Source organism: Curtobacterium sp. MR_MD2014, from assembly GCF_000772085.1.
GTDB lineage: Bacteria > Actinomycetota > Actinomycetes > Actinomycetales > Microbacteriaceae > Curtobacterium.
On the sequence record NZ_CP009755.1, the window covers coordinates 357,249 to 371,649 of the forward strand.

The 14,401-nt window shown below is 71.8% G+C and carries 17 protein-coding genes; 13 read left to right on the top strand and 4 right to left on the bottom strand.

The genetic code is table 11. The annotated features are described in order from the left end of the window. Positions 1 to 55: 55 nt before the first annotated feature. Positions 56 to 1,261, bottom strand: a complete 1,206-nt coding sequence (locus NI26_RS01785; protein ID WP_066651791.1) for a histidine kinase — start codon at positions 1,259 to 1,261, stop codon at positions 56 to 58. Further along, on the bottom strand, positions 1,254 to 1,880 hold the full coding sequence (locus NI26_RS01790; protein ID WP_200884149.1) for a response regulator: 627 nt from the start codon (positions 1,878 to 1,880) through the stop codon (positions 1,254 to 1,256). Before NI26_RS01790 ends, NI26_RS01785 begins: the two co-directional genes overlap by 8 nt. 131 nt (positions 1,881 to 2,011) lie before the next feature. Here NI26_RS01790 and NI26_RS01795 point away from each other — a divergent pair, with 131 nt between their 5' ends. Continuing rightward, positions 2,012 to 2,746, top strand: a complete 735-nt coding sequence (locus NI26_RS01795; RefSeq protein WP_066651794.1) for a GntR family transcriptional regulator — start codon at positions 2,012 to 2,014, stop codon at positions 2,744 to 2,746. 115 nt (positions 2,747 to 2,861) lie between these two features. Here the strand turns inward: NI26_RS01795 and NI26_RS01800 are convergent, their stop codons facing one another. Both NI26_RS01800 and NI26_RS01805 read right to left on the bottom strand, forming a co-directional pair. Continuing rightward, positions 2,862 to 3,314, bottom strand: a complete 453-nt coding sequence (locus NI26_RS01800) for a PTS sugar transporter subunit IIA (RefSeq protein WP_066651796.1) — start codon at positions 3,312 to 3,314, stop codon at positions 2,862 to 2,864. Beyond that, positions 3,311 to 3,568 carry a PTS transporter subunit EIIB gene (locus tag NI26_RS01805; protein ID WP_268746776.1) on the bottom strand — a complete coding sequence of 86 codons (258 nt, stop codon included), beginning with the start codon at positions 3,566 to 3,568 and terminating at the stop codon, positions 3,311 to 3,313. Before NI26_RS01805 ends, NI26_RS01800 begins: the two co-directional genes overlap by 4 nt. 161 nt (positions 3,569 to 3,729) lie before the next feature. Between NI26_RS01805 and NI26_RS01810 the strand changes: the two genes are divergently transcribed. From NI26_RS01810 to NI26_RS01865, 12 genes are all read left to right on the top strand, one after another. Next, on the top strand, positions 3,730 to 4,995 hold the full coding sequence (locus tag NI26_RS01810; protein ID WP_066651798.1) for a PTS transporter subunit EIIC: 1,266 nt from the start codon (positions 3,730 to 3,732) through the stop codon (positions 4,993 to 4,995). Between the two features lie 113 nt (positions 4,996 to 5,108). Continuing rightward, a complete protein-coding gene (locus NI26_RS01815; RefSeq protein ID WP_066651801.1) occupies positions 5,109 to 6,023 on the top strand; it encodes a metal ABC transporter solute-binding protein, Zn/Mn family in 915 nt (304 codons plus the stop codon). A gap of 56 nt (positions 6,024 to 6,079) precedes the next feature. Then, positions 6,080 to 6,910 carry a metal ABC transporter ATP-binding protein gene (locus tag NI26_RS01820; RefSeq protein WP_235426445.1) on the top strand — a complete coding sequence of 277 codons (831 nt, stop codon included), beginning with the start codon at positions 6,080 to 6,082 and terminating at the stop codon, positions 6,908 to 6,910. Next, on the top strand, positions 6,910 to 7,854 hold the full coding sequence (locus tag NI26_RS01825; protein ID WP_066651805.1) for a metal ABC transporter permease: 945 nt from the start codon (positions 6,910 to 6,912) through the stop codon (positions 7,852 to 7,854). Before NI26_RS01820 ends, NI26_RS01825 begins: the two co-directional genes overlap by 1 nt. Then, a complete protein-coding gene (locus tag NI26_RS01830) occupies positions 7,851 to 8,264 on the top strand; it encodes a Fur family transcriptional regulator (protein WP_081984565.1) in 414 nt (137 codons plus the stop codon). Before NI26_RS01825 ends, NI26_RS01830 begins: the two co-directional genes overlap by 4 nt. A gap of 10 nt (positions 8,265 to 8,274) precedes the next feature. Continuing rightward, a complete protein-coding gene (locus NI26_RS01835) occupies positions 8,275 to 8,970 on the top strand; it encodes an alpha/beta fold hydrolase (RefSeq protein ID WP_066651807.1) in 696 nt (231 codons plus the stop codon). Between the two features lie 477 nt (positions 8,971 to 9,447). Beyond that, complete coding sequence (gene rpmB, locus NI26_RS01840; RefSeq protein WP_022903747.1) at positions 9,448 to 9,684, top strand: 50S ribosomal protein L28; 237 nt, start codon at positions 9,448 to 9,450, stop codon at positions 9,682 to 9,684. Next, positions 9,684 to 9,854 carry a 50S ribosomal protein L33 gene (rpmG, locus tag NI26_RS01845; RefSeq protein WP_022908193.1) on the top strand — a complete coding sequence of 57 codons (171 nt, stop codon included), beginning with the start codon at positions 9,684 to 9,686 and terminating at the stop codon, positions 9,852 to 9,854. Before rpmB ends, rpmG begins: the two co-directional genes overlap by 1 nt. A 2-nt stretch (positions 9,855 to 9,856) precedes the next feature. Next, positions 9,857 to 10,162 (top strand): 30S ribosomal protein S14, encoded by a 306-nt coding sequence (gene rpsN / locus NI26_RS01850; protein ID WP_022903745.1) that lies wholly within the window; start codon positions 9,857 to 9,859, stop codon positions 10,160 to 10,162. Between the two features lie 291 nt (positions 10,163 to 10,453). Next, positions 10,454 to 10,741 (top strand): HU family DNA-binding protein, encoded by a 288-nt coding sequence (locus NI26_RS01855; RefSeq protein ID WP_058727660.1) that lies wholly within the window; start codon positions 10,454 to 10,456, stop codon positions 10,739 to 10,741. A 177-nt stretch (positions 10,742 to 10,918) separates the two neighbouring features. Continuing rightward, the gene (locus NI26_RS01860) at positions 10,919 to 12,883 is read left to right on the top strand and encodes a cytochrome c oxidase assembly protein (RefSeq protein ID WP_066651809.1); all 1,965 of its coding nucleotides are present in this window, start codon (positions 10,919 to 10,921) and stop codon (positions 12,881 to 12,883) included. Beyond that, positions 12,880 to 14,187: an ATP-dependent DNA helicase gene (locus tag NI26_RS01865; RefSeq protein WP_066651811.1), complete on the top strand. Its 1,308-nt coding sequence runs from the start codon at positions 12,880 to 12,882 to the stop codon at positions 14,185 to 14,187. The genes NI26_RS01860 and NI26_RS01865 overlap by 4 nt, the downstream gene beginning before the upstream one ends. Positions 14,188 to 14,401: the final 214 nt, after the last annotated feature.

The following is a 14,401-nucleotide window of genomic DNA, read 5'->3' on the forward strand; positions in this document are numbered from 1 at the left end:
CGACCGTCCCTCGGAGGGCTGGTCACCCGTCGTCCGCCGCTCGCTCGCCCGGCCGTCAGGGGGTGGGGACGCTCGGTCGGTGCTCGACGGGCAGGCGCAGGTGCAGCGCGAACCCGTCGCCGGGCTGCGGTCCCGAGTCGAGGCGGCCGCCGAGGAGCGACGCGCGTTCGCCGAGCCCGATGAGCCCCAGGCCGGACCCGGGCAGTTCGAGCCGGTCGGCACGTGCGGGCCCGTTCACGAGGTCGACGAGCACCTGGTCGCCGTGCAGCCGACCGCTGATCCGGACCACGGCGCCGGGGGCGTGCTTCCGGACGTTCGTCAGGCCCTCCTGCACGAAGCGGTAGACCGCGCGCTGCACGGGCAGGGGCAGGGTCTCGGGCAGGTCGACGGCCGCGTCGGTCTCGAGCCCGCTCGCGGCGACGAGCCGGGGCAGGTCGGCGAGCACGGGCTGCGGGGCGATCTCCCGGTCGGTGCCGCCGGACGCCCGGAGCACCTGGACCATCTCGCGCAGCTCCTGCAGGGTCACGACGCACAGCTGCCGGATCGTCCGCGCGAACGCCCGCTCCTGCTCGTCGCGCCCGGCCATCTGCACGCCGCCGGCCTGCACCGCGATGAGGGTCACCTGGTGCGAGACGACGTCGTGCATCTCGCGCGCGAGCAGGGCGCGTTCGCGGGAGAGGGCGACCTCGGCGGCGCGACGCCGTTCCTCGGCACGGGAGGCCCCGAGCTCGGCGATGCGGTCGACCAGGTCCGCGCGGGTCCGCACGAGCAGGCCGATCGAGAGCGGGCCGAGCGCGAAGATGAGCGCGTACACGATCGACACCACGATCTCGTCGAGCTGCTGCGGCGGGCCGACGACGAAGCCGCTGAACCCGACGAACTGCACGACGGCGGCGAGCAGCATGAGCCACCGGCGGTCCGTCCGCTCACCGAGCGTGAAGAGGGCGATGCTCGCTGCGACGACACCGGAGCCGATGAAGAGCCCGGGCATCGTGAGCGCGAAGGCCAGGACGGGGAGCCGCCGACGGAGGACGAGTGCACCCGCCGCGACGAGCGACAGGGTGATCTCGGTCGTCGTGGCGCCCGCGATGTCGAGCACGGCGTCGACGACGGCGGCCGCGAGGAAGAGCGCGTCGACCAGCCACCACGGGGCCGGGTGGGCACGCGCACGACGGAGGCCGACGTCGACGAGTGCGTCGAGCCTCCCGTCCGTCCGCGCCAGCAGCCGTCGGACGCGACCGGACGGAGCGGGCTCAGCCATCGAGCAGCCCGGCCTCCGCCGCGCGCAGCGCGAGCTGGACACGCGTGGTGACGCCGAACGCGGCGAGGAGGGCGCGGACGTCCTCCTTCACGGTGCCCGTGCTGACACCGATGCGCTGGCCGATCTCGGGGTTGCTGGCACCCTCGGCGACGAGCCGCACCACGGCGTGCTCGCGGTCGGAGAGCTCCGGCGCCGGCGTCGACGGCCGGTGCGCGAACAGGCGGGTGCGGTCCACGCCCGGTGCCAGGACGATGCCGCCGCGGGCGAGCGCCCGGACGTACTCGGCGAGCGACTCCGGGTCGGTGTCCTTGAGCAGGAACCCGGCGGCGCCGGACTCCATCGCCCGGGTGACCACCTGCGTGTCGGTGTCGAACGTGGTGAGCATCGCCACGGCGGGCGGCTCGGGCAGCTGCCGGAGTGCAGCGAGCACCTCGAGCCCGTTCACCCGGGGCATGCGCACGTCGAGCAGGACCACGTCGGGGGCGTGCCGGCGCACGGTCTCGACCGCGTCGACGTCACCGCTCGTGGCGACGACGTCGATGTCCGCCGCTGCGCCGAGGATGAGTTCGAAGCCGTACCGGACGAGCGTCTCGTCGTCCACGATCACCACCGAGGTCACGGGCGTCATCTTGTCACGGCGTTGGCTTCTCGCATCCTGATCGCTACTGTGAGGACAACTGGTCATGTCCGCACAGGACCAGCTGGGCGAGGACCGCCCGGAGTCGACGAGCACCGGAGCACGAGGACCGCATGACGAGCCGCATCACCGAGGGGGCCGAGCCGAAGCACCAGCAGCTGCGGCGGATCCTGCTCGACCTCGCGACCGCCCGACTCGCGCCCGGCGCGGCGATCCCCTCGGAGCGGCAGCTCATCGCCGAGTACGGGGTGTCCCGGATCACGGTGCGCGAGGCCCTCGGACAGCTCGTCAACGAGGGCTACCTGGAGCGCGTGCGCGGCAAGGGCACCTTCGTGGCGCACCGTCCCGTGCAGTCGACACTGCACCTGGCGTCCTTCACCGAGGAGATGCGTGCGCTCGGCCACGTCCCGACGACCGTCGTGCTGGTGCGCGAGGAGCGGGTCCCGCCGGCCGACACCGCGGCCGCGCTGCGCCTCGACGAGGGCGACACGGCCCACCACCTGAAGCGCCTGCGGATGGCGGACGGCGCACCGGTGTCCGTCGACGACGCCTGGCTCTCGGCGACGGCGTACCCGGGCCTGCTCGACCAGGACCTGTCCGGGTCGGTGTACTCGCTCGCGGCGGACACGTACGGCGTGCCGATCGATCGGGCGCAGCAGACGGTGGCGGCGAAGCCCGCGGCCGACGACGTCGCGACGCTGCTCGGGACCAGGACCGGGGCACCCCTGCTCGAGTTCGACCGGGTGTCGTACTCGGGGGACCGGCCCGTCGAGCACGCCCGGTCCTGGTACCGGTCCGACCGCTACCGGGTGCAGATGGAGGTCACCGCCCGACGGCCGGGGGCGTAGCGCGCGCTGCCACGCCCCCGCCCCCGCGGCCGAGTCTCGGCTCCGCGGACAGGTTTGCGTTCGTGCGCCCGCGAAGACGTCCGCTGGGCCGAGACTCGGCGGGGTTCCCCCGCGGTCAGACGGTGTAGAGCGTGGCGCCCTCGGGCACCGTGGTGCCGACCGAGCGCTGCTCGACCGAGTCCGGCGCACTGCCGAGCACCACGACCGGGCAGACCGGGGAGTAGCCGGCGGCCTCGATCACGCTCGGGGTGAACCGCACGACCGGGTCCCCGGCGTGCACGGTGTCACCCTCGGCCGCGAGCAGCTCGAAGCCCTCGCCCCGCAGCTTCACGGTGTCGATGCCGACGTGCACCAGGACGTCCGTCCCGGCGGAGCCCTGCAGGGCGAAGGCGTGCGGGTGGAGCTTGACGATCGTGCCGTCCACCGGGGCGACCGCGGTCACCGGACCCGCGACACCCGTCGGGTCGACGGCGACCCCCGCACCGACCAGTTGCCCGGCGAACACCGGGTCGGGCACGTCGGCGAGTGCGACGACCGGGCCCGCGAACGGGGTCCGGACCGCGGTCACAGTTCGTCCTGGATGTCCTGCGCGAGGTTGTCCGCGATCGGACCGACGATGACCTGCCACCCGGTGCCGCCGCCGACGACGGCCTGCGCGCCCGCTGCCTGCAGGGCGGCCTTGTCCACGAGGTCGCCGTCCTCGACCTCGACGCGGAGGCGCGTGATGCAGCCCTCGACCTCGTCGATGTTGTCCGCGCCACCCAGTGCGGCGATGATGTCGGCTGCCTTGATGTCGGCCATCGTTTCCTCCTCGTTGCGGATTCCGTGCCGGGTTGACACGCATCTGGTCACCGGTTCAGACTACGGAACTGGTCATGACCGGACAGGACCGGACCCGGCGGTACCGCCGAGGCTACCCGGGGTCCTCGCATGACTCAACTCACCCCTGCGCCCAGCTCCACCCGATGACGAGAGGAACGCCGATGAGCACCGCTGCTGCAACGGACGTGCCGGACAAGAAGACCCCGAAGAAGCAGTCCAGGCTGTTCGCGAACGCCCAGCGCCTCGGTCGGAGCCTGCTCCTGCCGATCGCGGTCATGCCGGCCGCGGGCATCCTGCTCCGCCTGGGGCAGTCCGACATGCTCGGCGCCATCCCCGGCTTCGAGCAGGGAGCCTCGATCGTCGCTGCGGCCGGCAACGGCGTCTTCACCTGGCTGCCGCTGCTCTTCGCGGTGGGCATCGCCATCGGCTGGGCGAAGAAGTCGGACGGGACCACGGCGCTCGCCGCGGTCGTCGGCTACATGGTCATGTACGAGGTCTGGAAGGCCATGTCGCCGATCGTCCTCGCGGGGGTGGAGGATGCGAACGGCGAGCAGGCCACCATCAACTTCGGTGTCCTCGGCGGCATCGTGATGGGACTCGTCGCGGCCGTGCTCTGGCAGCGGTTCCACCGCACGAAGATGCCGGACTTCCTCGGCTTCTTCTCCGGTCGCCGTCTCGTCCCGATCCTGACGGCCGTCGCCGGTCTCGTCATCGCGGTGCTCATGTCGTTCGTGTACCGCTACTTCGACATCGCGCTGACCGCAGCGGGCCAGGCCGTCGCGGACAACGCGGTCATCGGTGGTGGCGTCTTCGGCTTCGTCAACCGCATGCTCATCCCGATCGGCCTGCACCAGCTGCTCAACTTCTTCCCGTGGTTCCAGCTCGGCAGCTTCACGGCGGACGGCGTGACCTACCACGGCGACATCGCGCGGTTCCTGGCCGGCGACCCGACCGCGGGCATCTTCCAGACCGGCTTCTTCCCGATCATGATGTTCGCGCTGCCCGCCGGTGCGCTCGCGATCTGGCGGAACGCCAAGCCGCAGAACCGCAAGGTCGTCGGCGGCATCATGATCTCGGCCGCGCTCACGTCGTTCGTGACGGGCATCACCGAGCCGCTCGAGTACTCGTTCATGTTCGTGGCGTTCCCGCTCTACGTCATCCACGCGGTCCTCACCGGGACCTCCCTGGCGCTGGTCAACGCGCTCGGGATCCGGGACGGGTTCTCGTTCTCGGCCGGAGCGATCGACTACGTGCTGAACTTCGGCAAGGCCGACGGGGCGATCTGGCTCATCCCGATCGGTCTGGCGTACGCGGTCGTCTACTACTTCCTGTTCTCGTTCGTGATCAAGAAGTGGAACCTGCGGACACCGGGCCGCGAGGACGACACGATCGCCGAGAACACGATCGACGCGGCCACCAAGCCCTGATCGCTCGCTGATCCTGCTCCGGACGGGAGGCGCGGTACCGGCTGGCACCGCGCCTTCCGTCCGTCGGGCGGCTGATTTTGACAACCGTTATCAGCAAGCCGTACGCTCGCACCATGCAGAACCGCCGCCTCCTCGCCCTGCCGCTCGTCGCCGGCGCCGCAGCCCTCGCGCTGAGCGGCTGCGCCACGTCCTCCGCCTCCGGTGACGCCTCGGGTGACGGCACCGTCCGGATCGTCGCCTCGACGAACGTCTACGGCTCGATCGCGCAGGAGATCGGCGGCGACGACGTCGAGGTCACGAGCATCCTCGACGACCCGTCGCAGGACCCGCACTCGTTCGAGTCGAGCGCGAAGACGCAGCTCGCCGTGTCGAAGGCCGACCTGCTCATCGAGAACGGCGGCGGGTACGACGACTTCATGACCACCCTGGCGAAGGCCTCGAACACGACGGCCGACACGATCAACGTCGTGGAGCTCTCCGGGCTCGACCAGGGCGGCGACGCGGAGTTCAACGAGCACGTGTTCTACGACTACCCGACGATGGTGAAGCTCGTGGCCGACCTCGAACAGCGTCTGACGAAGCTCGACTCCGCGCACGCCGACACCTTCGAGCGCAACGCGAAGACCCTCACCACGAAGCTCGACGACCTCGAGTCGCAGACCGCAGCGGCCAAGGAGAAGGTCGACGGTGAGGAGGTGTCGTACACCGAGCCCGTCCCCGGGTACCTCTTCGACGCGATGGGGCTCGACAACGTGACGCCCGAGGCCTTCGCCGAGGCCATCGAGGAGGGCGACGACGTCCCGCCGGCTGCGCTCAACGACACCCTCAAGCTGTTCACCGGCAAGCAGGTGCGGCTCCTCGCCGTGAACGAGCAGACCTCCAGCCCCGAGACCGAGCAGGTCCAGAAGGCCGCCGAGCAGGCGGACATCCCGGTCGTCGGTGTCACGGAGACGCTCCCGAAGGGGGAGGATTACGTCTCGTGGCAGCAGGCGAACATCGACGAGATCACGGGGGCGCTCGCGAAGTGACCGCGGTCCAGACCCCCTCGCGAACCGCTGCGGCCCCCGGCCGTGGCGGTTCCGCCGTGCTCGCCCTCCGTGACGCGGCGCTCTCGTACGGGTCGCGGACCCTCTGGTCGCACCTCGACCTCGACCTGGCGCCGGGCGAGTTCGTCGCCGTGCTCGGACCGAACGGCGCCGGCAAGACCTCGCTCCTGCGCACCGTGCTCGGCCAGCAGCGCCTGACGGGCGGGACGATGTCGTTCCTCGGGCAGCCCGTCCGTCGCGGGCACCGGAGGATCGGGTACATCCCGCAGCAGCGCCTCATGGAGTCCGGCACGCCCCTGCGCGCACGGGACATGATCGCCCAGGGGGTGACCGGCTCCCGGTGGGGTGTCCTGCCCGCCAGCCGGGCCGAGCGCGCTCGGGTCGACCGCATCCTCGACGAGGTCGGTGCGACCGCGTTCGCCGACGCCCCGGTGGCCGAGCTGTCCGGCGGTGAGCAGCAGCGCACCCGCGTCGGACAGGCCATCGCCGCGGACCCCGCACTGCTCCTCTGCGACGAGCCGCTCATCTCGCTCGACCTCCGCCACCAGCGGGGCGTCACCGAGCTCATCGACCGGCAGCGTCGGCAGCAGGACGCCGCCGTGCTCTTCGTCACCCACGACGTCAACCCGATCCTCGACGTCGTCGACCGGGTCCTCTACATCGCCGGCGGGCGCTTCCGCATCGGCGCCCCCGACGAGGTCCTGCGTGCCGACGTGCTGAGCGACCTCTACGGCACCCCGGTCGACGTCGTCCGCACCATGGGACGGATCGTCATCGTCGGCGCGAACGAGGCCCACGACCAGACCGGGGCGCACCACCACTGCGATGCCGACCCGCACACCACCACCCCGGACGAAGGACGCATCTGATGGACGTGCTGTCGACCGTCTTCTCGTTCCAGGACTACGGCGAGCTCCTGGTCCTCGTCCAGAACTCGATCTGGGCCGGCGCCGTGCTCGGCATCGTCGGCGGGCTCATCGGCCCGTTCGTCGTCGCGCGGAACATGCCGTTCGCGGTGCACGGCATCTCGGAACTGTCCTTCGCCGGGGCCAGCGCCGCCCTGCTGTTCGGCGTCAACGTGGTCACCGGGTCGCTCGTCGGCTCCGTCGTCGCGGCGCTGCTCATCGGGCTGCTCGGCTCGCGGGCCCGCGACCGCAACTCGATCATCGCCGTGCTCATGCCGTTCGGTCTCGGGCTCGGCATCCTCTGCCTCGCGCTGTACAAGGGCCGGGCGGCGAACAAGTTCGGGCTGCTGACCGGGCAGATCGTCTCGGTCGACAACCCGCAGCTGACCTCGCTGGTCGTCGTCTCCGCGATCGTCGTCGTGACGCTCCTGGTGATCTGGCGCCCGCTGATGTTCTCGTCGGTCGATCCCGACGTCGCGGCCGCTGCCGGGGTGCCCGTGCGGACCCTCGCGATCGTGTTCATGCTCGCGCTCGGGCTCGCGACCGCGGTGTCGGTGCAGATCGTCGGCGCGCTGCTGGTGCTCTCGCTGCTCGTCACCCCCGCTGCCGCCGCGCTCCGCCTGACCTCGCACCCGGTCGTCGTCCCGGTGCTCTCGACGGTGTTCGCGGTCGTGTCGGTCGTCGGTGGCATCCTGCTCGCACTCGGCGGCGGACTGCCGATCAGCCCCTACGTCACGACGATCTCGTTCGTGATCTGGGTCGTCTGCCGGATCGTCGGCAGCCGCAGGGACAGACGCGGACGCGACCGCATCGCGGACCGTGAGCAGACCGACGGAGGCGTGCCGCGCCTCCCGACCGGGACCGACGCGTCGACCGACGCGACCCGCAGGGAAGGAGTCACCGCGTGAACGCCGTGCAGAAGCCGAAGCGGAACACCTGGCAGCGGGAGGCCGTGCGCAGCGCGCTCTCCGGCACCGAGGGGTTCGTCAGTGCGCAGGCACTCCACCAGCACCTCCGGGACGGTGGTTCCACGATCGGGCTGGCGACCGTGTACCGGGCGCTCGCCGACCTGGCGACCGAGGGCGACGCCGACTCGCTGCAGCAGGACGGTGAGTCGCTGTACCGCGCGTGCACGACCGACGCGCACCACCACCACCTGATCTGCCGGAACTGCGGCCGCACGGTCGAGATCGAGGCGGACCCGGTCGAACGGTGGGCGCAGGAGGTCGCGGCGGCGAACGGCTTCACGAACGCCAGCCACGTCGTCGACATCTTCGGCGAGTGCGCGGTCTGCACCGCGGCGCGCACCGGCGAGTAGCCTGCCGCGCATGCACGTCATCCTGGTGCCCGGGTTCTGGCTCGACGCGAGCGCGTGGGACGAGGTGGCGCCCGTGCTGCAGGAGGCCGGACACTCCGTCCAGGCGATCACGCGGACGGGCGACACGCTCGACGAGCAGGTCGCCGGGATCGTGGCGGTCCTCGACGCCGTGGCCACGCCGGACGAGCCCGTCGCGCTCGCCGGGCACTCGGGTGCGGGTCCGATGGTGCTCATGGCCGCCGACCGACGACCGTCGCTCGTGGCGCACCTGCTCTACGTCGACACGTTCCCCGGGCCGGACGGCGCCGTCGTCAACGACGAACTGCCCGTGGTCGACGGGGTCGTACCGCTGCCGTCGTGGGACGTCTGGGAGCCCGCGACCGTGCGTGACGTGACGCCCGCGGTGCGGGAGGACCTCGAGCGCCGGGCGGTCCCGGAGCCCGCGGCCGTGGCGTCCGACCCCTTCCACTACACCGACCCCGCGCGGCACGCGATCCCGGCGACGGTGGTGTCGTGCGAGGTCCCGGCGACGGACCTCGCGGCGATGGTGGCGGAGCACCACGCGTGGACGACGGAGCTCGTCGCCGTCGAGGACCTGACGATCGTGGGGCTCGAGACCGGGCACTGGCCGATGGTCACGGCTCCGCGGGAGCTCGGCGCGCTGCTGGTGCAGGCGCTGGCGCCGCGGCCGACCGCGGGACCGTAGGCCGCGGGCGCGTCCGGGCGCGTCCGGGCCTCCTGGCCGTCCTCGTCGCACGACTTGCCGCGCGCATCCGTCCTGGTCGCACGACATGCCGTCTGCCGAGCCGCCCGACGGCACGTCCTGCAACCGGGAGTGCCGAGACAGGCCGGACCGGAACCGGCGTGACGGGGCCGAGCCGCGCCTCCAGGCCGGTACCGGTGCGACCCGGACGGGAGGCCCGGCTTGCGACACGCGCGGCCGTCCCGTAACGTTGACCCCTGGTCCGCCGCGTCCGCGTGGCAGACCCAGTTGTTCCAAGCCCTCCGACCGTCGCGTACGCCGCGGTCGCGCGGTGTCTGCGGGTCCTTCGACAGGGTCAGCGGGCCTGGGCGGCGCGCACAACCCCCTCGCTGCGGTCACCTCACGGTGACGAGCGCGTGCGTGCCAGGCAAGTGACCTTGGGAGCGGCCGTCCGGTCGCTCGGTACCTCAGGAGGAAACCATGGCAGCAGTGTGCCAGGTGACCGGAGCCACCCCCGGCTTCGGACACAACATCTCGCACTCGCACCGCCGGACGAAGCGTCGCTTCGACCCGAACGTGCAGAAGAAGACGTACTACGTGCCCTCGCTTCGTCGTAACGTCACGCTCACGCTCAGCGCTAAGGGCATCAAGGTGATCGACGCACGCGGCATCGAGTCCGTCGTCAAGGATCTCCTCGCCCGTGGGGAGAAGATCTGATGGCCAAGAAGGGTCAGGACGTCCGTCCGATCATCAAGCTCCGCTCCACCGCGGGGACCGGGTTCACCTACGTGACCAAGAAGAACCGTCGCAACAACCCGGACCGCCTCGTGCTCAAGAAGTACGACCCGGTGATCCGCAAGCACGTCGACTTCCGTGAGGAGCGCTAAGCATGGCGAAGAAGAGCAAGATCGCGAAGAACAACCAGCGCGCCGAGGTCATCGCGCGCTACGCCGAGCGTCGTCTCGAGCTGAAGAAGGCCCTCGTGGACCCGAACGGCACCGACGAGTCGCGTGAGGCCGCCCGCGTCGGCCTGCAGAAGCTCCCGCGCGACGCGTCGCCGGTCCGCTACCGCAACCGCGACGCCATCGACGGTCGCCCCCGTGGCCACCTCGGTGAGTACGGCATCAGCCGTGTCCGCTTCCGCGACATGGCCCACCGTGGCGAGCTGCCGGGCATCACGAAGAGCTCCTGGTAAGCACCAGCACCACCGAACGCCCCGTCCCTGCAGAGGGACGGGGCGTTCGTCGTCCGCGGCCCGAGCGGGGTACACGGTCGCCACATCCGTCACTCGGACCCCTCCAGACCCTCCACAACCCCGGAAATCCGGGCGAGTCGGTCGTCCGGACCCCGCTCGGCTGGTAGGTTCGCTGACGGTTCCGCCGGGCGTGCTCGTCCGCGGGGCCACCACGTCCAGGGCACCCCGCTCCGGGCGGGCGGGCGTCCCGGACGTCCCACCGACACTGCAAGAAGTCCGAGGAGGACATCCATGGCTGACAAGTCACTGAACCGCACCGAGCTCGTCGCTGCCGTCGCGCAGGAGTCCGGCCAGAGCCAGGCCACCGTCAACGGCGTCGTCGACGCGCTGTTCAGCGTCGTCTCGTCGTCGGTCGCCGACGGCACCAAGGTCACGATCCCGGGCTGGATCGCCTTCGAGAAGACCCACCGCGCCGCGCGCACCGGCCGCAACCCGCAGACGGGTGACGCCATCGAGATCGCCGCGAGCGACTCGGTCAAGGTCAGCGCCGGCTCGAAGCTCAAGGCTGCCGTCAAGTAGGACCGCTCAGCACCACCGGGAAGGGACGGCTCCGGCCGTCCCTTCCGTCGTTCCCGGGCGGCTCCCGTGTCCGCGGTGCCCCGGCCACTCCTGCACGGCCTGGAGGCGCGGCGCACCGCCCACAGGTCGACCCACCCGGCGTGCCGTGGTCGGTCGGGCACCGCCTAGGCTTGTCGGGTGGACCGGATCGTACGCATCGCCGGCCCCGCCGTGCTGCTGCTCGTCGGGTTCGTCTCCCTCCTCGTCGCCCTCGTGATCGGCGGCGGGGCGGATCGCGCGCTCATCGCCGACCCGGGCGCGGTCGTGCGCTTCGGGCTGCCGATCGCCCGGCTCGTCGTCGACCTGTCCGCGGCAGCGACCATCGGCGGGCTCGCGCTCACCGTCGTCGGACTCTCCCGCACCCGCCCCGAGTGGAACCGCGCGATCGACGTCGCCGCCGGTGCCGCCGGGGTCTGGACCGTCGCCGCCGCCGCGACGACCTTCTTCACGTTCCTGTCCGTCGCCGGGTCGGCCCTCAGCCTCGACGAGCAGTTCGGCCAGTCGATGGGGGTCTTCCTCACCGGCACCGACCTCGGCACCGCGTGGCTGGTCTCCGTGCTCATCGCCGCCGCCGTGACGGTGCTCTGCTTCGCCGTCCGCGGGCGGGGCATGGTCGCGCTCACCGCCGGCGTCGCGATGGTCGGGCTCGTGCCGCTCGCGCAGCAGGGGCACGCCGCGGGTACCGCGAGCCACGACTCGGCGGTGACCGCGCTCGGGCTGCACCTGGTCGGCGCGGCCCTGTGGGTCGGTGGCCTGCTGCTCGTCGTGCTCCTGCGGAACGTGCTGCCCGGTGACCGGTTGCCGCTCGTCGTCGCGCGGTACTCGAGCATCGCGCTCGGCTGCTTCGTGCTCGTCGCGGTGTCGGGGACGGCGTCGGCGATCATCCGGATCGGCTCCCCGGCGAACCTCGCCAGCCCGTACGGCGTGCTCGTGCTCGTGAAGACCGCCGCGCTCGTCGGCATCGGCGTGCTCGGCGCGGTGCAACGTCGTCGTGCGATCCGGTCGCTCTGCGACGCCCCGGAGCGCCGCGGTGCGTTCTGGACCCTCGTGCTCGTCGAACTCGCCGTGATGGGCATCGCGAGCGGGTTCGCCGCAGCGCTCGGACGGACCGCGACGCCGGCCGGCGAGGTCGCCCTCAGCAAGACGACGAACCCGACCCCGGCCGAGCTGCTGACCGACGACCCGCTCCCCGCGGCGCCGGGGTCGTGGGGTTGGCTCGCTGCCTGGAACATCGACCTGTTCTGGCTGCTGGCCGCCGTGCTCGCCGCTGCCGCGTACACCGCCGGCGTGGTCCGACTGCGGCGTCGTGGTGTCTCCTGGCCGGTGCGCCGCTCCGTCGCCGCCGCGATCGCGGTCGTCACGCTGGTCCTGGCGACGTCGGGATCGCTGCACACCTACGACCGCTTCCTGGTGTCCGCCAACGTCGGCGCGCACGTGCTGCTCGGCCTGGTCGTCCCCGCACTCCTCTGGGCGGCCGCGCCCGTGCAGCTCATCCGGTCCGCCGTGCACCCGCGCGACGACGGCTCGACGGGCGTCCGCGAGTGGACGGGCCTGCTCGTCGACAACGGCGTGGTGCGGTACCTGGCGCAGCCGTTCCCGTCCTTCGTGCTCCTGGCTGCGGTCTGGTGGGGGCTCTACGCCACCCAGGTCCTGCGCTGGTCGGTGAGCGACCCGTCCGGCCGCACCCTGGTCGACGTCGGGCTGCTGCTCGTCGGGCTGTCCGCCGTGCCCACGCTCCTCACCCCGGTGGCCGCTGGTGCCCGGGCGGCGAGCACCGGCGCGGCGCTCGTGCGGATCGCGGGCGCGGTCGTCGTGGCGGCGGGCACCGTCTCGCTCGGCATCGCGATGCAGGGGCCGCTCGGCCTGCTCCAGGCGTCGTGGTTCGGCGCGATGGGCCGCGAGTGGGGCCCGACCCCGATCGACGACCAGGCCCGGGCCGGAGTCGTGCTCGTCGTCGCGGGGATCGCGCTGCTCGTGACGGTCGTCGTCGTCACGGTGCTCCGACTACGCGGCGACCGACCCGAGGCCGACCGCGCGCCCGCCACCGGGTCGGCGAGCACGGCACCGGACCCGGCACCGGCGTCCGGGACGGCCGAGCGGTGAGCGTCGAGCTCAGCGCCGAACAGCGGGCGGTGTTCGAGTACATCGAGCACACCCGCGACCACGTCTTCATCACCGGACGCGCGGGCACGGGCAAGTCGACGCTCCTCAACCACCTGTCGTGGAACACCGAGAAGCAGGTCGTCATCTGCGCTCCGACCGGCGTCGCCGCGCTCAACGTCGGCGGGCAGACGATCCACTCGCTGTTCCGGCTGCCGATCGGGCTCATCGCCGACGCCGAGCTCCGTCAGGGGCCGGAGACCCGGAAGCTCCTCAACACGATCGACACCCTCGTCATCGACGAGGTCTCGATGGTGAACGCCGACCTGCTCGACGCCATGGACCGGTCGCTCCGCAAGGCCCGCGGGCGGCAGTTCGAGGCGTTCGGCGGCGTGCAGGTCGTCATGTTCGGTGACCCGTACCAGCTGCCGCCCGTCCCGGGCGACGGCGACGAGCGGGCGTACTTCACGGACCACTACCGGTCGATGTGGTTCTTCGACGCGAAGGTCTGGCTCGAGGCCGAGCTGCACATCGTCGAGCTCGCGACCGTGCACCGGCAGCGTGACGACGCCTTCGCTGCGATGCTCACCGCGGTGCGGCACGGTCGGGTCACGGCCGACATCGCCGGACAGCTCAACACGGCCGGAGCCCGGCCGGCGCCCGACGACGCCATCACCCTGGCGACCCGGAACGACACGGTCGCGCGGATCAACAAGGCGGCCCTCGACCGGCTGCCGGGCACGGTGAAGACCGCCAGGGCCGACGTCAACGGCGACTTCGGCGGGCGGAACTTCCCGGCGGACGAGGCGCTCGAGCTGAAGCCCGGCGCGCACGTCATGTTCCTCCGCAACGACCCCGACCAGCGCTGGGTGAACGGCACGCTCGGCGTCGTGACCACCATCCGGGACACCGTGTGGGTCGACGTCGACGGGGAGTCCTTCGAGGTCCAGCCGTCCGTGTGGGAGAAGTTCAAGTACTCCTACGACCCGGACAAGAAGGAACTGAAGAAGGACACCGTGGGGGAGTTCCAGCAGTTCCCCCTGCGCCTGGCCTGGGCCGTGACGATCCACAAGTCCCAGGGCTCGACGTACGACCGCGCCGTGGTCGACCTCGGCAACCGGGTCTTCAGCGCCGGGCAGACGTACGTGGCGCTGTCGCGGCTGACGTCGCTCGAGGGGCTCTACCTGACCCGTCCGCTGCGGCCGCAGGACATCATCGTGGACCTCGACGTCCGACGCTTCATGTCGGAGGCGCCGCGGGTCGTGGCGACCGAGCTCGAGGCAGCGCCCGGCCCCGACGGCGACTGACGCACCGGCCCCTCCCTCCCCCCCCCCGGTGTCGGACGCCCGCCGATCGGGCCAGATCCGTCACGGTCGTCACCCGCCGATCGGGCCGGATCCGTCACGGTCGGCGGGAGTCGTCGACGAGTCCTGCCCGTTCGGCGGACGACCCTGGCGTGTCCTGCCCGCTCGGCGGAGCACCCGTGGTGAGTCCTGCCCGCTCGGCGAGCCCGGCGGAGCC